Here is an 18,733-nt window from a genome sequence, read left to right on the forward strand (position 1 = left end):
TCGCGCCGCAACGCAGCCCGCGTCCGAGTTTCCAAACGGGCTCTCAGGCCGCGGGCGGCCCCGCCGCCGGCGAGACGCACACGCCGAACGGGTGATCGTCGACGGCACACGCGGATGCCGCTCGGTGGTGCCCCGGTCGGGAGCGGCCGGGTCGGGAGCGGCCGGGTCGAGGGCGACCCGGTTGAGGACGAGCGGCACCGGTGGTAGGGAAGGCACCGCCCGCAGCCACCGAGGATTTTTCCGATGAAAGCCCGCGTCACCGTCACCCTGAAGTCCGGGGTCCTCGACCCGCAGGGCAAGGCGATCGAGGGCGCCCTCAAGGCGCTCGGCATCGAGGGCGTGGCGAGCGTGCGCCAGGGCAAGGTGTTCGACGTGGAGATCCCCGGCACCGACCGCCGCACCGCCGAGGCCGCCCTCTCGGAAGCCGCCGAGCGGCTGCTCGCCAACACCGTGATCGAGGATTACCGGGTCGAGTTCGTCTAGGAGACTCGTCTCCCCGGCCTCGCCCCTCTCCCGGACCACCCGCCGGCTCGTGAAAACGGGGCAGCACACCGTGCCGCCCCGTTCGTCGTCGCAAAGCCGTCGCCGGAAAAGCCGGTCAGCTGCTGTAGGGCCGCACGCTCTCGGCGACCGAATCGGCGATGTGCTCCTTGTCGATCACGCCGACCACCTGGCTCGGCCGCGGCCGGCTCTTGGCGGCGGCGACGATCGCCATCGGCGCCTTGTGCTTCCACATGCGGTCGACCACGTCGAACACCACGTCCTCCGGACGGGCGATGGTGAAGCCGCGCCGCCGCACCAGCTCGCCGAGCGTCACGCCGGTATAGGCGTCCTCGAGGCCACGCCGCAGCTCCGTGTTGACCCGCAGCACGCCGACCACGCGATCTCCGCGGGTGACGACGATGTGCTTCAAGCCCTCGTCGCAAGTGTCCCGCAAAAACTTGGCGAACGGCGTCTCGGCCGGCAGCAGCACGAAGTCCGCATCCATCACCTCGGAGGCGTGGCGCACCAGGAACATGTTGGCGTGCATCGCCTTCGGAATCGTGTGGCCGCGCCCCACCAGCTTGATCGTGTAGATGTTCTCGCGCGACAGCAGGCGCCTGATGCCGATGCTGACCGCCACCGCGACGATGATCGGCATGATCACCTCGTAGTCGCGGGTCATCTCGAAGATCATGGTGACGGCGGCCATCGCGGCGCCGGTCGCGCCGCCCACCATCGCCGCCATGCCGACCATCGCGCAGGTGACCGCGTCGACCCCCGGCACCGGGTGCACCAGCGTCACCAGCGCGCCGAACGCGCCGCCGAGCGTCGCCCCCATGAACAGCGACGGCGAGAAGATGCCGCCCGACGATCCCGACCCCAGGCTGACGCAGGTCGCGAACAGCTTGGCGAAGAACAAGAAGAGCAAGAAGCCGAAGCTCGCGCCGAGATTGTCGTTGAGCAGCGCCTGAATGGTGGCGTAGCCGACGCCCTGCACGTAGTAGTGCCCGGCGAGCTCGAACAGCGCATAGATCAGCACGCCGACCATCAGCATGCCGACGACGTGGCGGAGATACGGATTCTTCACCACCAGGAAGGCGTCCTCGGCCCACGACAGGCTGCGCACGAAGGCGGTGGCGCCGAGCCCGGCGAGGCCGCCCAGCACCGCGAACAGCAGGAGCGCGACCAAGGGCTCCGGGGTGTTGGTGGCCGAGAACGCCGCCGGCACGTCGAACGCCGGGCTCATGCCGAGGAAGAAGCGACCGACGAAGGTGGCGGTGCCGGTCGCCAGCGCCACCGGCAGAAAAGTGCGAGCGCTGACCTCCGGCATCATCAGCTCGATCGCGAACATCACGCCGCCGATCGGCGTGTTGAAGGTGGCGGCGATGCCGGCACCGGCGCCGGCCGCGACCAGCGTGATGCGCTGCCACGGCGGCATCGCCATCGACTGGCCGAAGGTGGAGCCGAGCGTCGCGCCGATCTGGATGATCGGCCCCTCGCGGCCGACCGCCGCGCCCGAGCCGATCGAGAAGGCCGAGGCGAGCGACTTGATCGCCGCCACCACCGGGCGGATTTTTCCTTCCTTGTAGTAGATGGCGTCCAAGACCTCGGGCACGCCGTGACCGCGCGCCTCGGGCGCAAACGTGGTCACCAGGAAGACGACGATCAGGCCGCCGATCACCGGCACCAGGATGATGAACGGTCCCCACGGGCTCGCCGGGGTGAACTGGTTGGCGTCGAAGGCGAAGGTGAAGGTGCCGAGAAAGAAGGCGTTGTGGATCACCGCGATCAGTGCGCGAAACACCACCGCGCCGACGCCGGTGACGGCGCCGACCACCACGGCGAGCAGAGAGAGGCCGAGCAGGCCCATGCGTTGGCGGGGAAGTCTCATCGGGGAAGGGTCTCTTATCGGGGGCGTGCTGTCGACTCCGGGGCGCCGCCTCGAAGCAGCGGCCCACCGGGCGGAACCGCGGGCGGTATAAGAAAGTTGCACCGCAAATGTAACCGCCTGGCGCGGTCGAGCTGCGATGCAGCAAATCATGGGTGGTACGGTCTCACCGCCCGCTGCGCGCGTATCGCGCCTTTCTCCGTGAACGGAGCCGATCGGCCGCGTGTGCACCGCGGCGACGGAGGTGCGCTGGCGCACCAAGTTCGGCTTGCGGGCGCGGCCCCCCCACACTAGACAGAGGGCCATGAAATCGGCCGTCCTCGTCTTTCCCGGCATCAATCGCGAGCGCGACATGGCGCGCGCGTTGCGCCTGTGTGCCGGCAGCGAGCCGGCGATGGTGTGGCACACCGAGACGTCGCTGCCGGACGGCACCGACCTCGTGGTGCTGCCGGGCGGCTTCTCCTATGGCGACTATCTGCGCTGCGGCGCGATCGCCGCGCGGGCGCCGATCATGGACGCCGTGCGGGCCTTCGCCGCAAACGGCGGGCTGGTGCTCGGCATCTGCAACGGCTTCCAGATCCTGTGCGAGAGCGGGCTTCTGCCGGGCGTGCTGATGCGCAATGCCGGGCTCAAGTTCATCTGCAAGGACGCCTATATCCGGGTCGAGCGGGCCGACACGCCGTTCACCTCCGGCTACACCACGGGTCAGGTGATCCGGGTGCCGGTGGCCCATGGCGAGGGCAACTACATGGCCGATTCGGAGACGATCGCCCGGCTCGAGGGCGAGCGGCGGATTCTCTTCCGCTACACCGCGCCGGACGGCGCGCTGTCGCCCGAATGGAACATGAACGGCTCGATCTATGCGATCGCCGGGATTCTCAACGAGCGCGGCAACGTGCTCGGCATGATGCCGCATCCCGAGAATCACGTGGAGCCGGAGATCGGCCTCACCGACGGCCGCGGCCTGTTCGCCGGGCTCGGCCACTGGCTCGACGGCGCGCACTGACGGCTTTTGCCGTTTTTCGCGAGAAGAGACTCACCAGCGCAGCATTTTCCGGCCGAGCGCGGCACCCGCCGCCGCGGTGAGCGCGGCCGCGAACGTGTACCAGGTGGCGACGAACAGGGGCGAGTCGTCCCGGCAGTGCAGCGCATAGAGCGCCGCCGCCGCTGCCGCGCTGAACAGGCCGGCCACCGCCCCGGCGAGCGCCGGCCGCAGCGGTGCGCCGTGCCGTAGAGCGAGGAGCGTGGCGGCGAGCAGCGGCGCGGCGAGCAGCGGCACCGCGGCGACGCACACCCCGGCGCTCGACCCGACGAGGCGCGGCACCCAGGCGGACGCCGGTACCGCCAAAAGCTCGCCGAGCACGGCGGCGACGAGCAGCGCCACCGCGGCGAGCAGCAGGCCGAGCGGCGGCCGCAACGCGGCGCCGGGGGTGGCGAGCCGCACCGCGAGCCAGCCGGCGGCGCCGGCGAACAGCAGCATCTCGACCGGCTTCAGCACGAACCGCACGGTCGCCAGCGCCTGGAAAAAGTCCGGGCGAAAGCCGAGCACGGCGAGAAAGATCGCGAACGAGACGAGGAGCCCGCCGAAAAACCACGGCGCGAGCGCCGAGCCCGGCAACCGCTCCCGCGTCGCCTGATCGGCCACCAGTCCCCGGATGAGATCGTCGGTCTTCATCGCCGCTCGTGTCCGCCCTTCGCCCGTGCCGCTGGCGCCTCCGCGCCGCCCCGAAAATCCTCGTCGGCCGCCTCGGCGAGCCGGGCGAGCCGGCGCAAGCCCCGATGCAGCGCCACCCGCACCGCCCCCGGGCTGGTGCCGAGCTTTTGCGCCGTCTCGGCGATTCCCGCCCCGTCGACCGTGATCGCCTCGACCGCCGCCCGCTCGGCCGCCGAGAGCTTCTGCAGCGCCCGCTCCACCTCGAAGCCGCGCGCCGCCGGCTCGGCCTCCGGCGCCGGCAAGACATCCGCCAGATCGTCGAGCGGCAAATCGGTGCGGCCGCCGCGCCGGCGCATCGCGTCGATCACCTTGTGGCGGGCGATCGCCTGCAGCCACGGACCGAACGGCCGCGTCTCGTCCCAGGTGTGCCGCTTGAGATGGACCGCCAGCAAGACCTCCTGGACGATGTCCTCGGTGTCGGCCGCCGCGAGGCCGGAGCGCCTCACGCGTGCGCGCAAAACACCGGCGATCGAGCGCAGGCAGCGGTCGTAGGCCGCCGCATCGCCCGCGTTCGCCGCCCGCATCAGCGCGGTCCAGTCGGTCTCGTGTCGGCTCACCCTTTGTCGGCTCACCCCTCCTGCCCCTTCGGCCGCGACCGTGCGATCGTTACAAGGGCGTCCGCAGGCGCCCCGCACGATAACCCGCCGCAGGCGAGCGGGACACGCACGTCCGCGGAGGCGCGTGTCCGGAAGCTCAGGCGGTTTGGCCGACGGCGGTTCGGGCGGTGGCGGCTTGGCCGGCGGCCGGGGCGGGCACCACGGCCGTCTGGGCGCGCAGAAGGGCGGCGCCGCGCGGGGTGAGGGCGAAGCCGGCCGAGCGCCATTTGAGATCGCTCTCCTCGAACCGCTCGGCGACGGTGATCTTTCGCGCCCGCATCAAGGTGCCGGCGTGGTCGACCACCAGCGGCTCGACCCAGCCGTGCAGCAGGCAGTAATAGCTCGCCGGTCCGCAGCCCTTCGGCCGGCGGTCGCCGGCGGCGACGGCCTCCAGGAACTTCAGCTCGCGGGCGGTCGGGTCGCGACGCTTGCGGCGGCGAGCGGGCGTACGGCGTTGGCGGACCTCGAACAGGAACGACATGGGTCGGCTCCGGACACGACGCGCCGGGGGACCTTGGCGGTCCCGACGGCGAGAGAAGAAGGGCGCCGGGTGGCGACGACTCTGTGCACACGAAGCCACCCGGCGCACGGCGTGGGCAGCGACACCCCACGCCGGAGTCTCTTGGTTTCCACCCGCTCGGGTGGGCGAAGGCCCGCATGCGGGCGAGCCGTGGCGATCAGCCGCCGCGGCGCTCGGCCTCGGCCTCCTGGCGCCAGCGCCGCGACTCGATCTCGACCTCCTCGATCAGCGCCTGCCGCTCGATCCACAGCAGCGCCCGCGGGGATTGCGCCGCGGCGACCGCGGCGCGGATGCTCGCCGCCGCCTCGGTCGGGACGCGGATGCCCGGCACGCCGCGGGCGGCCAGGCCGAGCGAGACGAGGTGGCCGAACGGCATCACCACGCCCCCGACCTTCACCAGAACTTCGGAGGCGGCCTCGACCTGCCGCTCGAGCCGGCGGCGACGGAATCCTTCGGGTGCGAGCGCGTCGCGCCACGCGGCGAGCGTGCGCAACCCGTTCGACAGGAGGCGGAAGATCGGCATGCCGTCGTCCTCGCTCGGTTTACGGCGGACGGCGGCAAATCCTTCGGTCGTCGTCCGATGCGGGTCCGGAAAGGCTTTCGGGGCGGCGATTCGTCGGGCCTTCGAAGCACCGCCGGGCGGGGTCCGCACGGGGTTTGCGCCGAGCCCGCTTCGGGTGCGAGAACGGGTCGACGGCGAAGCGCCGAAGACGCTGGGGCGACGGATCGTGGGGGACCTCGAAAAACCTCTCCGGTGGTTCGCTCTGGAAGAAGATGCTACATACCGACCGTATGTATGTCAATCGGGGGGCCCGATGAGACGCACCAAGCAGGGGGCGGAGGAGACGCGCGACTGCATCCTGGCTGTCGCCGAGCGGCTCTTTCTCGAGCACGGCGTGGTCGAGGTCTCGCTGGAGCAGATCGCCTGCGCCGCCGGCTTCACCCGTGGTGCCGTGCACTGGCACTTTCAGAACAAGCAGGGGCTGCTGCTGGCGCTGCTCGACCGCATGGGCGGACCGCTGGCCGAGCTGGAGAGCCAGCTCGAGGTCGACGAGACGCTCGATCCGCTGGAGGAGCTGTTGGCGACCACCGCCGCAAAACTCAGCGACCTGCAGATGGATCCCAAGCGCAAGCGGCTGGCGAGCTATCTCGTCAATTTCGCGATGGTGGAGGCGCCGGAGCGTCAGCACGACTTCGATCGGCGGCTGCGCAGCTCGCTGCGGGCGATTTTTCGCCAAGCGGAAAAGCGCGGGCGGCTCGCGCCGCACTGGCAGCCGGAGACGGCGGCGCTGGCCTTTTGCGGGATGATGCACGGCCTGGTCCACCAGTGGCTGACCGGCGAGACCGAGTTCGACGTGGCCGGCGACGTCGCGGCGGCGATGCGGGCGTTCGTGATCTCGCTCTCCGCCGGCAAGCCGCCCGGCTGAGACCGCTCGAAGCCGGCGGTCAGCGCAGCTCGCGGAGATCGCGCACCACCGTGCGCCGCACCGCGATGGCGTCGCGCCGGGCGGCCAGCGCCCCCTTCAGGAAGGTCGTCGCATTGTGCTTGCCGGCGCCGCCGAGCGAGCGCACCGCCTGCTCGGCGATCAGCCGCACCCGCTCGACCCGCGGATCGAGATGCACCGGCAAGGGCCCACCAACCGCGAGTGCATCCTGCCGGGCGGCGGCGAGCTGCTCGATCCGCCGATAGACGCCGTAGCCGGCATCGAAGCCGGTGCGCCGCTCCGGCAAGAGCCGCACGTGACGCGCCGCGCGGGTGAAGCCGAGCCGGGTGCGGCCACGCGAGCGGAGCTGGTCGAGCGCGCAGGCGAAGGCGACGACGTCGCCGCCGTCGGCCGCGGCCTGGATCCGGATCTGCCGCAGCGCCGCGATGCGCGCCCAGAAGATCGCGCCCATCAGGCTGCGCGCCCGGATCAGCGCGCGCAGCGCCGAGACGATGCGGGGCTCCCGCACGCCGGCCGGTACCGCGAGCGGCGCCGCCATCCCCGCCGTCACCGTCCCGGGCGCCACCATCCCGGGCGACATCGTCCCGGACGGGCGCGGGTCGTCGCCGTCGGTGGTGATCTTCACCACCCGGTGGACCAGATCGACCACGCCGACGACGTCCTGAAAATTCTCCGCCTCGGCGCGGGTGCGGTCGAGCCAGTCGGTGTCGAACACCACGCCTTCGGCCGTCACCACCACGATGTCGGCGTGCGGCGCGACCACGGCGAGCGCCGCCGGCACGAGATCGGCATCCGCCGCCGTCACCGGCTCGACCGAGGGCGCCGCGGCGAGCGCGGCAAAGGCGTGCTCGCGGCCCTTCGGCACCGCCAGCACCACCCGCGCCGGCGCCGGCGTCCAGGCCTCGATCGAGGCGAGCGTCGCCCGCACGAGCCGCGGGTCGCCGCGCGCGAGAAGCACGATGCCGAACAGCAGGCCACCCTCGGTCATGAAACGCCACGCTCACGGCCGGCGGCGAGCCGCCGCCAGGCGCCGACGAACACCGCGGCGACCGCCGCGGGCGCCGTCCGGGCGATCGCGTCGTCCACCCCCTCGAAGGAGAACGGACGGTTGTCCCAGGCCTGCGTCATCACATTGATCGCCATCGCCAGATGATAGACGCTGTCCGGCGGGTACAACAGGCCGCAGCGGCCATAGTCGACGATCTCGGTCGCCGCACCGGTGTCCGGCACGATCACGCTTTTGCGTGCGCGGAGGGCCGTGACGATGGTCGGAAGGACACGGTCGTCGGCACGCGGCACCACCAGAACGTCGATCGCCCGCACGAACTCGTCCGCCGTCGCCGCCGCGACGAAGGTCGCGCCGCTGCGCGTTTTCGCCCGCCCGGAAAGCGACTCGGGCGCGAGGTGGAGCGAGAAGGTGCCGGCCTGCCCGGTCAGCGCGACCGCCTGAAACAGCATGTCGAGCGCCGCCCCATCGGCCTCGGGATCGAAGAAGCCGAGCACCGGGCCGCTCTCGCGGCTCCGGCGGGGCGCGGCCGCGGCCGCAGCCGCGGGCCGGGCGCGCGGGATCGGCGGCGGGGCCACCACCGAGAAGCCGGCGCGGGAGAAGAAGCCGTGGCGAAAATGGCGGCCGAGATCGGCGCGGTTCGAGCCGACCACGCCGGCGACGTGCCGCGAGGCGATCCGCGCGTGCCAGTGCGCGAGGGTGCCGCGGGGACCGGAAAAGTCGGAGACCACCGGGACGCCAGGCCGGCCCGTACGCTCGCCGACCGCGCCGGCCGAGCCGACGAAATGCACGAGCGGCACCGCGGCGCGCGCCGCGTCGTCCCACACCGGCCCGAGATCGGCGGTGGCGCCGAACGTCTGCACCACGGCGGCGTGCTCCTGGGACACGATCAGCGCCAAGCGGTCGGCGTGGTTGCGGTAGCTCACCACCCCGGCGACGGCGCAGCCGGGGCTCGCGAAGCGCGCGTCGGCCACCACGTCGAGGTCGATCAGCACCGGCTCGATCCCGGCCTCGGCGAGCGCGCCGAGAAAGCCCGGCGCGCGATACGCCCCACACGATGCCGCAGCGGTGCTGCCGGCGAACACCAGGGCGGCCTTCATCCTCGGTCCTGCTCGGTTCGCGTGCTCGGGCGGCGTGACCCGCCGGAGCCGCGATCATAGCCGAACCGTCGGCCTCGGCCAGCCCGCAGGCGTCCGCCCCCCTTCGGGGCTCGGGGCGCGGATGCCGGCGGTGCCGGACCGGCCGGACCGGGGGCACCGCCGGCCCGACCGGCAGAAGCCTTCGCTCACTGGTCGATGACGAACCCGTCGGCGTGCGGCCGCATCGAGATCGGCTTGGACAGCGGCGGCCGGATCTTTTGGGCATCGGGCAGCAGGTTCATGCCGAGACCGGGACCGGCCGGAATGTCGACGAAGCCGTTCTTCGGCAGCGGCACGGCGTCGACGATGTTGCTGCCGAGATGGATCGGCAGCGACTCGAAGGTCCCGGCCTCGAACCCGGTCGAGTATTCCTGGATCGCGAAGTTCGGGATCGCCGCATCGAGCTGCAGGCAGGCGGCGAGGCCGATCGGCGACAGCGGGTTGTGCGGCACCACCTGGACGTTGTGGGCCTCCGCCATCGCCGCGACCTTGCGCGCCCCGGTGATGCCGCCGCACACGCACGGGTCGACCCGGGCGTACTCGGCGGTGTCGCGAGCCATGATCGCCTCGAACTCGTAGATCGTGGTGAACCGCTCGCCGGTGGCGATCGGCACCTGGATCTTGTCGGCGACGCGGGCCATGTGGGCGGCGCTCTCGGGCCGCACCGGGTCCTCGATGAACATCGGGTGATACTGCTCGATGCCGCGGGCGAACACGATGGCCTCCGCCGGGGTGAGGCGGCGATGCAGCTCGATCAGCAGGTCGACCCGGTCGTCGACCACCTCGCGCATCCGGCGGACATTGTCGATCGCGTCCCGCATCTTCTTGATGTGGGTCTTGAACCAGACCTTGTCGTTGCCCTCGTCGAGGAACGGGTTGAGATGGCCGAAGGCGGTGAAGCCGGCGTCCATCTTGCGCTTGCACTCCTCGAGGATCTTCTCGATCGAGCTCTCGTAGATGTGGCCGTAGATGCGCGCCTTGGAGCGCACCTTGCCGCCGAGCAGCTCGTAGATCGGAACGCCGAGCGCCTTGCCCTTGATGTCCCACAGGGCGATGTCGATCGCCGAGATGCCGGAATTGATCGCGATGCCCTGGAAGTAGCCGAAGCGGTGCATCACGTTCCAGTGGTGCTCGATCGCGAACGGGTCCTTGCCGGCCAGATACTCGCCGAACCGGACGATCGCCGCGGCCGACGCCTCGAGCTGGCCCCACGAGCCGCCTTCGCCGACGCCGACGATGCCCTCGTCGGTCTCCACGCGGGCGAACATGAACTGCCCGACGTGCAGGGGCTCCACCTTGGTGATTTTCATCGAAGTCTCCTCGGAAAGAACGAACCGGGTGCGTCCGCTCACCGGGCCGGGGCGGAGGCCGGCAGCGGGGCCGGCGGGGATCGGTCGGGCTCGTCGCCGACGTCGTGCATCGGCACGCCGCGGGTCTCCGGGCCGAGCAGCACGGCGACGCCGGTGATCACCGCGAGGGCGACGACGTACCAGGCGACGAGATGCGGCGAGCCGTTGCCGGCGGCGAGCAGGGCGACGGCGATCATCGGCGCGAGACCGCCGGCGATCGGCGAGGTCACCTCGCGGGCGAGCGCGAAGCCGGAGTAGCGCACCCGCGCCGGGAACATCTCCGCGAGCCACGGGCTCTGGGCCGACGTCATCATCGTCTTGGCGATCGAGGAGACGACGAACAGGCCGAGATAGATCAGCACCACGTTCCTGGTCTGCAGCAGGTAGAAGAACGGGAACACGGACAGGCCGGACAATAGCGCCCCGCCGATATAAACCGGCTTGCGGCCGATCTTGTCGGACAGCCAGCCGAAGCCCGGCACCGTCACGAACTGCGCCGTGGTCGAGAACATCAGCGCGGTGACGATCATGTCGCGCGGCAGGCCGAGCTGCTTGGTGACGTACACGATGACGAACGACTCGTAGACATAAGCGAGCGAGTTGTCGCCGAGCCGCGCGCCCCAGGCGCACAACAGCGGGCGCAGCGAGGTGCGGAAGACCTCCTTGACCGGCGCGCGGGCGCGCTTGTTGCGCTCCTTCAGCGCCCGGAACACCGGGGTCTCCTTCAGGGTGGTGCGGAAGATCATGCCGATCGCCACCACGACGGCGCTCAGCAGGAACGGGATGCGCCAGCCCCACTCCTCGAACTGCTCGTGCGACAGGAGCGACGACAGGCGGAAGGTGACGAGCGAGAGAAGCAGGCCGAGCGCCACGCCGATATAGGGCATCGCCCCGTAGAGGCCGCGGCGCTGCGGCGGCGCGTACTCGACCACCATCAGGACCGCGCCGGCATATTCGGCGCCGGAGCCGAGCCCCTGCAGGGCGCGCAGCACGCACAGGAGGATCGGCGCCCAGATGCCGACCGTCTCGTAGCTCGGCAACAGCCCCATCGCGGTGGTCGAGCCGCCCATCAGCAGGAGCGTCGTGATCAGCACGAACTTGCGGCCCATGCGGTCGCCGATGTGACCGAACACGACGCTGCCGATCGGCCGCACGAAGAAGCCGATGGCGAAGCTCGCGAACGCCAGCAGCGTGCCGGTGAGCTGATCGTAGGAGGGAAAGAACAGCTTGTTGAAGATGGTCGCCGCGGCGGTCGCGTAGAGATAGTAGTCGTACCATTCGACCGCGGTGCCGACGATGGCACTCAGCGTGGCGTTTCGGATCGCCCGGCTTACCTCGGGACTTCGAGGCGATGTCTGTTCCACAGCAACGTTCCCTTGTTCGACGGATGCCGCCAGAGCCAGTCTCGGGGGATTTGATCGTGCGTGTTACGATCGCGCCCGAGTCGAGGCGCGACCATCGTCGTCGTACCGTGCTTTCGAATGTTGAAGACGCGAAATACTTCCGCTATCCCTGTGAGGGACAGGCTACCCTTCCGGAATTACGTGTGTGTCGATGACGATTTCGCTTACGCCATTGTCGTTCCCTCGTTCTCGTTGTTTTGGAAACGATTCCGGAAACGTTTCCAACTTTCGAGCGCCCTCCCGCGTTTGTCAAGCGGTCGAGCAGAAAAAGCCGTGAGCAGGAAACCGACGGAACAGGGAACGGGGCGGCCGGGCATCCGCCAGGTCGCCGAGCTCGCCGGGGTGGGTATCGCCTCGGTGTCGCGGGTGCTGTCGGGACAGCCGGGCTCCAGCACGCAGCTCACCGAGCGCGTGCTCGAGGCGGCGCGCCAGCTCGGCTATGCCCCGAACGTCTTGGCGCAGAGCCTGAGGCGGCGCACCACCCAGTCGATCGGCTTCGTGTGCGCCGACATCACCAACCCGCTCCTGTCCTCGATCGTCGCCGGCGCCGAGAGCGCGCTGAGCTCGGCCGGCTACTCGGTGCTGGTGACGAACTCGGGCGGCGTCGCCGCCTACGAGGCCGAGCGGATCAAGGCGCTGCTGCAGCGCCAGGTCGACGGCCTGATCCTGCTGCCGGCGCTCGAGAACGATCCGGCGACCCTCGCCGCGCTGCGCTCCGCGACGGTGCCGATCGTCGTGATCGACCGCACGATGCCGGCCGATCTCGGCGCTCACGGCGTGCTGTCGGATCACGAGGCCGGGCTCGGCGAGGCGACGCGGCATCTGCTGCGGCTCGGCCACCGCCGGCTCGGCCTCGCGGTCGGCCGCCACGTCCGCCCGTCGCGCGAGCGCGTCCGCGGCGTCGAGGCCGGCTATCGGGCGCTCGGGCTCGAGCCGGACCTGATGGTCGATTCCGGCATGCTGTCGGTGGAGCACGGCGAGAACGCGATGGAACGCTTCCTGAGCGATCCGCGGCCGCCGACGGCCGTGCTGCTCGGCGGCATCCAGCTCCTCGAGGGCGCCTTGCGCGCGGTTCGCCGGCGCGGGCTCCGGCTCGGCGACCAGCTCTCGCTGGTGTGCTGCGACGACAGCCCGCTCAGCCGCTTCCACGACCCACCGGTCTCGACCGTGCACCGCGACACCGCCCTGCTCGGCCGCCGCGCGGCGGAAACGCTTCTGGCGCAGATCGAGCGCCCGGCCCCGAGCGAGCCGCTGGTGCTGCCGACCTGGTTCGAGGCGCGCGGAAGCTGCGGGCCGGCGCCCGCCGCGGCGGCTTCGACATCCGTGGCGGCGCCTCCGGCGCGGCGCCGCAGTCGCAAGCGCGCAGAAACCTGACGCGGCCGCACCGCCCTCGCCCGCGAAACGGCGGGGGAGACCGATGCGGCCGGGCGAGCCCGCTCAGAGCGCGGCGGCGACCGCCTTGCCGCACGCCGTGGTGTCGGCGTTGCCGCCGAGATCGCGGGTGCGCAGGGTCTTCTCGGCGAGCACGCGCTCGATCGCGGCGACGATGCCGGCCGCGGCCTCCCCCTCGCCGAGATGGTCGAGCATCATCGCGCCCGACCAGATCTGGCCGATCGGGTTGGCGATCCCCTGCCCGGCGATGTCCGGTGCCGAGCCGTGCACCGGCTCGAACACCGAGGGGAAGATGCGCTCCGGATTGATGTTGGCCGCCGCCGCGATGCCGATGGTGCCGGCGCAGGCCGGGCCGAGATCGGACAGGATGTCGCCGAACAGGTTGGAGCCCACCACCACGTCGAACCAGTCGGGATGCAGCACGAAATTGGCGGTGAGGATGTCGATGTGGAACTTGTCCCACCGCACCTCGGGATAGGCTTTGGCCATCTCGGCGACCCGCGAGTCCCAGAACGGCATGGTGATCGAGATGCCGTTCGACTTGGTGGCGGCGGTGAGGTGCTTCTTCGCGCGCTTCTGGGCGAGATCGAAGGCGTATCGCAGCACCCGGTCGACGCCGAGCCGGGTCATCACCGTCTCCTGCACCACCAGCTCGCGGTCGGTGCCGGCGAACATGGTGCCGCCGATCGAGGAGTACTCGCCCTCGGTGTTTTCGCGCACCACCACGAAATCGATGTCACCCGGCTTGCGGCCGGCCAGCGGGCACGGCACGCCGGGCAACAGCTTCACCGGGCGCAGATTGACGTACTGGTCGAACTCGCGGCGAAACATCAAGAGCGAGCCCCACAGCGACACGTGGTCCGGCACCTTGCTCGGCCAGCCGACCGCGCCGAAGAAGATCGCGTCGTGCGTGCCGATCTGCGCCTTCCAGTCCTCCGGCATCATGCGGCCGTGCTTCTCGTAATAATCGCACGAGGAGAAGTCGAACCAGTCGAACGTCACCTGGAAGCCGAAGCGCTCGGCCGCCTTCTCCAGCACCCGCACGCCCTCCGGCACCACCTCCTTGCCGATGCCGTCGCCGGGGATCACCGCGATCCGATACGTCCGTGCCATGCCGTCACCTCCGGCGCCGAGGGCGCCCGCTCTGCCGAAATCGTGGGGACATCACCGCGCGAGGATCGCGCCGAACCGGCGGCGCGGTGCCGAGAGGCGAAAGGGTCGATCCGACGTCCATCGCCGTCAAGCCGCACCGGCGCATGCCTGTTGACCTGGATCAAGGAAGCACGGCGGCCCCCTCCTAGTCTCACGTCGAGGTTGCATATCGCGACGACGGCCGGAACCGCCCACGGGGGCGCGGCCGACCAGCGGGCGAGCATTCGCCCGCGAGGATGGCGTCATGATCACCGCCCCGACCCTGACGATCTCGCCCGAGAAGGTGTGCTGGATCATCCTCGAGGCGCGCAAGTTCGACGTCCAGGACGAAGCCGGCGACGACGGCGAGGACGACGAGAGCTGGTCGGCGCTCGACATCCGGGCGAACGACCCGACGTTTCGCGAGCTGAAGAGCTTCATCACCTCGCTCAATCTCGACGAGCAGATCGACCTGGTGGCGCTGACCTGGCTCGGCCGCGGCGATGGCACGCTCGAGGATTTCGAGGATTTGCGCGCCGAGGCCGCCCGCGCCCACAGCCGGCACACCGCCGCCTACCTCCTGTCGAAGCCGCTGCTGCCCGACCATCTGGAGGACGCGCTGCAGCAGTTCGGCTGCACCTGCGACGACTACGACCTCGAGCGCTACTGAGCGGACCAGTCCGCGGGCTCGCCCGGCGGACGAGTCCGCCGGACCGGTCTGCCGCCATGGCGACCGGCCGGCGCGCCCGCTCCGGCAAAACAGTGCCGGGCGAGCGGCGAGCCTTGCGCCGGCGCCCGCCCCCGCGCAGATTCGCCGCTCCGCGAGTCGCCCGCCTCCCCGGCCGGCCGCGACCGCCACCACGGAGACGGCATGACGCAGGACGGCACGGCGGGCGAGACCGCGGGCGAGGGCACGGCGCAAACGACCGACGCCGGCGCGAAGCGTACCCCCCTCCATGCGCTGCACGTCCGGCTCGGCGCCCGCATGGTGCCGTTCGCCGGCTGGAGCATGCCGGTGCAGTATCCGCAAGGCATTCTCGCCGAGCACCGCCACACGCGGGCGAAAGCCGGCCTGTTCGACGTCTCGCACATGGGGCAGATCGCGCTGTGGCCACGCAGCGGCGGGGTCGAGGAGGCCGCGAAGGCGCTCGAGGCGCTGGTGCCGGCCGACCTCGTCGGGCTCGCGGCCGGGCGCCAGCGCTACGGCCTGCTGACCACGCCCGCAGGCGGCATTCTCGACGATTTGATGATCTCCAACCAGGGCGACCACCTGTATCTCGTGGTCAACGCGGCCTGCGCCGAGGCCGACCTCGCCCACCTCGACACGCATCTCGCAAAACAATGCCGGATCGAGCCGCGGCCGGACCGCGCGCTGCTCGCGCTGCAGGGACCCGAGGCCGCCGCCGTGCTCGGCGCGCTCGCCCCCGAGGTCGCGGCGATGCGCTTCATGGACGCGCGGGCGGTGACGATCGCCGGCATTCCGTCCCTCGTCTCGCGCTCCGGCTACACCGGCGAGGACGGCTACGAGATCGCCCTGCCGGCCGAGGCAGCCGAGAGTTTCGCTGAAACGCTGCTGAAGAACCCGCTTGTGGCGCCGGTCGGGCTCGGCGCGCGCGACAGCCTGCGGCTCGAGGCGGGGCTGTGCCTGTCCGGCACCGACATCGGCCCCGACACGACGCCGGTCGAGGCCGGGCTCGGCTGGAGCATCCAAAAAGTGCGGCGGACGGGCGGGCTGCGGGCCGGCGGCTTTCCCGGCGCCGAGACGATTTTCGCGCAGCTCGCCGAAGGCGCGCCGCGCGTGCGGGTCGGGCTGCGGCCGGAGGGGCGCGCGCCGGTGCGCGGCGGCGCGCCTCTGTTTCGCGACGAGACCGGCGGCGCGCCGGTCGGCAGCGTCACGTCCGGCGGCTTCGGGCCGACGGTCGAGGCGCCGGTCGCGATGGGCTACGTGACGACCGCCGATGCCGTCCCCGGCACGCGCCTGTTCGCCGAGGTGCGCGGCAAGCGGCTGCCGGTCGCCGTCGCGACGCTGCCGTTCGTGCCGCCCCGTTTCGTGCGCCCGTGAGGCCGGAGGAGACCCCAAAAATGCTGAAATTCACCAAGGACCACGAGTGGCTCCGCCTCGACGGCGAGGTCGCCACGGTCGGCATCACCGATCACGCCCAGGAGCAGCTCGGCGACCTCGTGTTCGTCGACCTACCGACCGTCGGCGCGACCTTCGAGCAGGGCGCGGCGGCGGCGGTGGTGGAGTCGGTCAAGGCCGCCTCCGACATCTATTGCCCGGTCGACGGCGAGGTGACCGAGGTCAACGAGGCGGTGGCGCAGGAGCCCGGCACCATCAACAGCGACCCGATGGCGGCCGGCTGGCTGTTCAAGCTGAAGATCGCCGACAAGTCCCAGCTCGACGGCCTGCTCGACGAGGCGGGCTACAAGGCCATCCTGGGCTGACGTTTTCGCGCGACGCCCCGCCACGGGACGGCGCAGCCCGCTGCTCGGAAAGGCTCAACGCGGGCGGCGGCGGCGCTCCGGCATCTGCTGGACGGCGATCTCGCTCTTGCGGAAGAAGCCGCGGTGCCCGCAGGCGCCACAGCCGAGCGAGAACTCGTCGGCGACCGCCTCCACCTTGTGGAACGGAATCTCGCCGCCGCAACGCGGGCAGCGGACGATCCCGCGCAGAAAGGTCGACCGCGCGGCTGTCGCGCTGCGCTCACGGAAGAACATCGGTCACGCCCGAAAAAAATCCGATCGGACGAGAGAAAAGGCCCGGTCGGACACCACCCCGCCTCGCCCCCCGGCTCGGCGAGGCCATAGAGACGACTTTCGGGCGTTGCGTAAAGCGTTTGCTCGAGAAAGCGTTAACGGCGGGCGTCGGGTTGCGCCGAAGCGAGCGGCCGCGGGCGCGGCAGCCAGCGGCCGTGCCTCCTCACGGGCGTGCGCGCGGCCGCGAGGCCGAGGTCACTGCAGCGAAGCGGTGCGCTGAAAAGTGACGGTGGAGAGAAACACCACGGCGCCGCCGGAGAAGCGATCGCTCGTCATGCCCGGATAGGGCTCGCCCGCAAACGTCATCATCACGCTGCCGGTCGGCTTCTCGAGCAGCCGCGAGATGGCGCCCCAGTCGGGCGCGCCATAGCCCGTGACGGTGAGCGAGCGCTGCAGGCTCGGCGCCAGCATCACGGCGCGCAGCCACGGATCGTCGAATTGCATGCCGGCCTTCACCGCCACCACGGCGGCGTGCGGGGCGGCGACCGCCGCGGCCGGCGTCTCGCTCTCGTCGGCATGGCCGAGCCGCGCCGTGGCCTTGCGCACCACCGTCACCGGGCCGGGAGCGGCCTGAGCGGGCGGGCGTGCCGCGTCGTCGGCGGACAGGCGGGCGCGGTCGACCAGCGAGCCCATCATCGAGGGACGCGCCGGCGCCTGTTGCGGGCGGCTGCGCGGCTCCACCGCATAAGCGAGGGCGAGCTCGAGCGGCACGCGGTCGGCGGCGTCGCGGGTACGGGTCCACGGCCCGACCGAGCCGGTGCTCGCGCCACCGTCGGCCGGCACGATCACCTCGTCGGCGGATGCGGTGCGGTAGGGCTGCGCCGAGGTCTCGCCGATCGCGGCCGGCGGGCGCGGCGGCTCGTTGCCGAGCGTCACCGGCGTCGCGCCGGCGGAGGCGAGCATCAGGCCGCCGGAAGCGGGCGCGTCTCCTGCCGCCTCGGTCGCGCCGGGCCGGCTCGGCGGCAGGGGCACGCGCGAGGCAACCCGAGTCTCGGCGACGCGGGTCTCGGCACGCGCCGGCCGAGAGGTCACGGGACGCGCCGGCTCGCGGGCATTGTCCTCGGCCTCCTCGGGATCGGACCCGCGGCTGCCGAACAGCGTGGCGAACAGGTTCTTGGCCGGCGCGGTGACGTTTTGGACCGGGTTTTGCGCGCCCGTGTCGGCGTCGGTGTCGACGCCGGCCGAGCGGGCGGCGGCGAGCGAGACCTGCGAGGGCGACGAGCCGCGCCGCGCAATGTCGGCGAGCGCGAGCTGATAATTCTTCATCGGCTTGCCGTCGGTCGGCACGTGCACGGTGCGGCCGTCCGGAAACACGCGGGCGAGCTGGTCGCGGGTCATGCGCGGCCAGTGGCGCACGCTGGCGACGTCGACATGGATGAACTGCGAGCCCGGGTAATAGCCGACGCCGCCCCGCTGCAGCCGCAACGCGGCGGCGCGCTGCACGTCGAGCGGCACGTTGCGCACCTTGAGGTCGATCGCCTTGCCGAGCGTGTGCTGGCTGTGCTTGGCGACGCCGCTCGAGCGGCTCCGCAGCATGCTGTTGGTGGCGGGCGCGCGATAGCCGCAGATGATGTCGATGCCGTCCTTGCCGTCGACCGCGCGATAGAGCTCCCACACCGCGTCGATCACCGCGGGGTCCATCCGGACCTCCTCGTTGCGGCGCCAGTCGCGCATCTCGTGGTTGATCTTGGCGAGCGCGGCCGGGTCGTAGCGGCCGTCGCGCTTGTAGGTGACGGTCAGCGTCTCGCCGGTGTGGGTGTGGTGAAAGGTCAGCGAGCGGGTGTCGCCGTTGGCTGCCGCGGTCTGCAGCGTCTGGCTGCCGAGCAGCAGGATCGCCGCCACGGCGCCGGCATGTCTGCCGGCCCGCAAGACTTTGCTCACGGCGAACGAAAACGATGCGGAGGGGCTTT

At 71.2% G+C, this 18,733-nt stretch carries 19 protein-coding genes; 7 read left to right on the plus strand and 12 right to left on the minus strand.

From position 1 onward, the window contains the following. The first annotated feature begins 243 nt into the window (after nucleotides 1-243). Nucleotides 244-483 carry a phosphoribosylformylglycinamidine synthase subunit PurS gene (gene purS / locus A33M_RS00800; protein WP_008382491.1) on the plus strand — a complete coding sequence of 80 codons (240 nt, stop codon included), beginning with the start codon at nucleotides 244-246 and terminating at the stop codon, nucleotides 481-483. A 115-nt stretch (nucleotides 484-598) separates the two neighbouring features. Here the strand turns inward: purS and A33M_RS00805 are convergent, their stop codons facing one another. After that, on the minus strand, nucleotides 599-2,374 hold the full coding sequence (locus A33M_RS00805) for a chloride channel protein (RefSeq protein ID WP_040618766.1): 1,776 nt from the start codon (nucleotides 2,372-2,374) through the stop codon (nucleotides 599-601). 301 nt (nucleotides 2,375-2,675) lie between these two features. Here A33M_RS00805 and purQ point away from each other — a divergent pair, with 301 nt between their 5' ends. Beyond that, on the plus strand, nucleotides 2,676-3,377 hold the full coding sequence (gene purQ / locus A33M_RS00810) for a phosphoribosylformylglycinamidine synthase subunit PurQ (RefSeq protein WP_008382495.1): 702 nt from the start codon (nucleotides 2,676-2,678) through the stop codon (nucleotides 3,375-3,377). A 30-nt stretch (nucleotides 3,378-3,407) separates the two neighbouring features. Here the strand turns inward: purQ and A33M_RS00815 are convergent, their stop codons facing one another. The 4 genes from A33M_RS00815 to A33M_RS00830 form a co-directional block, all read right to left on the minus strand. Next, the gene (locus A33M_RS00815; protein WP_008382496.1) at nucleotides 3,408-4,046 is read right to left on the minus strand and encodes an NrsF family protein; all 639 of its coding nucleotides are present in this window, start codon (nucleotides 4,044-4,046) and stop codon (nucleotides 3,408-3,410) included. Continuing rightward, nucleotides 4,043-4,642: a sigma-70 family RNA polymerase sigma factor gene (locus A33M_RS00820; RefSeq protein ID WP_008382497.1), complete on the minus strand. Its 600-nt coding sequence runs from the start codon at nucleotides 4,640-4,642 to the stop codon at nucleotides 4,043-4,045. Before A33M_RS00820 ends, A33M_RS00815 begins: the two co-directional genes overlap by 4 nt. Nucleotides 4,643-4,778: 136 nt before the next feature. Beyond that, nucleotides 4,779-5,162, minus strand: coding sequence for a hypothetical protein (locus A33M_RS00825; protein ID WP_008382498.1), 384 nt, complete (start codon nucleotides 5,160-5,162; stop codon nucleotides 4,779-4,781). A gap of 196 nt (nucleotides 5,163-5,358) precedes the next feature. After that, entirely contained in the window at nucleotides 5,359-5,724 is a 366-nt protein-coding gene (locus A33M_RS00830; protein ID WP_008382499.1) for a hypothetical protein, read from the minus strand. Between the two features lie 292 nt (nucleotides 5,725-6,016). On the opposite strand from A33M_RS00830, the gene A33M_RS25185 reads away from it, so the two are divergent. Further along, the gene (locus A33M_RS25185) at nucleotides 6,017-6,628 is read left to right on the plus strand and encodes a TetR family transcriptional regulator (protein WP_008382500.1); all 612 of its coding nucleotides are present in this window, start codon (nucleotides 6,017-6,019) and stop codon (nucleotides 6,626-6,628) included. A gap of 19 nt (nucleotides 6,629-6,647) precedes the next feature. On the opposite strand, the gene A33M_RS00840 is transcribed toward A33M_RS25185, so the two are convergent. The 4 genes from A33M_RS00840 to A33M_RS00855 form a co-directional block, all read right to left on the minus strand. Further along, nucleotides 6,648-7,634, minus strand: a complete 987-nt coding sequence (locus A33M_RS00840) for a hypothetical protein (RefSeq protein ID WP_008382501.1) — start codon at nucleotides 7,632-7,634, stop codon at nucleotides 6,648-6,650. Further along, nucleotides 7,631-8,752 (minus strand): glycosyltransferase family 1 protein, encoded by a 1,122-nt coding sequence (locus tag A33M_RS00845; protein WP_008382502.1) that lies wholly within the window; start codon nucleotides 8,750-8,752, stop codon nucleotides 7,631-7,633. The genes A33M_RS00840 and A33M_RS00845 overlap by 4 nt, the downstream gene beginning before the upstream one ends. A 185-nt stretch (nucleotides 8,753-8,937) precedes the next feature. Then, complete coding sequence (locus A33M_RS00850) at nucleotides 8,938-10,101, minus strand: enolase C-terminal domain-like protein (protein ID WP_008382503.1); 1,164 nt, start codon at nucleotides 10,099-10,101, stop codon at nucleotides 8,938-8,940. A gap of 38 nt (nucleotides 10,102-10,139) precedes the next feature. Continuing rightward, on the minus strand, nucleotides 10,140-11,504 hold the full coding sequence (locus tag A33M_RS00855) for an MFS transporter (protein ID WP_008382504.1): 1,365 nt from the start codon (nucleotides 11,502-11,504) through the stop codon (nucleotides 10,140-10,142). Between the two features lie 312 nt (nucleotides 11,505-11,816). On the opposite strand from A33M_RS00855, the gene A33M_RS00860 reads away from it, so the two are divergent. Then, nucleotides 11,817-12,917: a LacI family DNA-binding transcriptional regulator gene (locus A33M_RS00860; protein ID WP_192814075.1), complete on the plus strand. Its 1,101-nt coding sequence runs from the start codon at nucleotides 11,817-11,819 to the stop codon at nucleotides 12,915-12,917. A 63-nt stretch (nucleotides 12,918-12,980) separates the two neighbouring features. Here A33M_RS00860 and A33M_RS00865 read toward each other — a convergent pair whose 3' ends face one another. Beyond that, on the minus strand, nucleotides 12,981-14,048 hold the full coding sequence (locus tag A33M_RS00865; RefSeq protein ID WP_008382506.1) for a tartrate dehydrogenase: 1,068 nt from the start codon (nucleotides 14,046-14,048) through the stop codon (nucleotides 12,981-12,983). A 283-nt stretch (nucleotides 14,049-14,331) separates the two neighbouring features. On the opposite strand from A33M_RS00865, the gene A33M_RS00870 reads away from it, so the two are divergent. The 3 genes from A33M_RS00870 (at nucleotide 14,332) to gcvH (ending at nucleotide 16,511) form a co-directional block, all read left to right on the plus strand. After that, a complete protein-coding gene (locus tag A33M_RS00870) occupies nucleotides 14,332-14,736 on the plus strand; it encodes a DUF3775 domain-containing protein (protein ID WP_008382507.1) in 405 nt (134 codons plus the stop codon). Nucleotides 14,737-14,937: 201 nt separating this feature from the next. Beyond that, nucleotides 14,938-16,128 carry a glycine cleavage system aminomethyltransferase GcvT gene (gene gcvT, locus A33M_RS00875; RefSeq protein WP_008382508.1) on the plus strand — a complete coding sequence of 397 codons (1,191 nt, stop codon included), beginning with the start codon at nucleotides 14,938-14,940 and terminating at the stop codon, nucleotides 16,126-16,128. A gap of 20 nt (nucleotides 16,129-16,148) precedes the next feature. Then, nucleotides 16,149-16,511, plus strand: coding sequence for a glycine cleavage system protein GcvH (gene gcvH / locus A33M_RS00880; RefSeq protein ID WP_008382509.1), 363 nt, complete (start codon nucleotides 16,149-16,151; stop codon nucleotides 16,509-16,511). A 54-nt stretch (nucleotides 16,512-16,565) separates the two neighbouring features. Here the strand turns inward: gcvH and A33M_RS00885 are convergent, their stop codons facing one another. Together A33M_RS00885 and A33M_RS00890 are read right to left on the minus strand one after the other, a co-directional pair. Then, nucleotides 16,566-16,784, minus strand: a complete 219-nt coding sequence (locus A33M_RS00885; RefSeq protein WP_008382510.1) for a hypothetical protein — start codon at nucleotides 16,782-16,784, stop codon at nucleotides 16,566-16,568. A 234-nt stretch (nucleotides 16,785-17,018) separates the two neighbouring features. Then, a complete protein-coding gene (locus A33M_RS00890; RefSeq protein ID WP_040618784.1) occupies nucleotides 17,019-18,704 on the minus strand; it encodes a DUF882 domain-containing protein in 1,686 nt (561 codons plus the stop codon). Nucleotides 18,705-18,733: the final 29 nt, after the last annotated feature.

The organism is Rhodovulum sp. PH10, from assembly GCF_000293785.1.
Lineage (GTDB): Bacteria > Pseudomonadota > Alphaproteobacteria > Rhizobiales > Xanthobacteraceae > Rhodoplanes.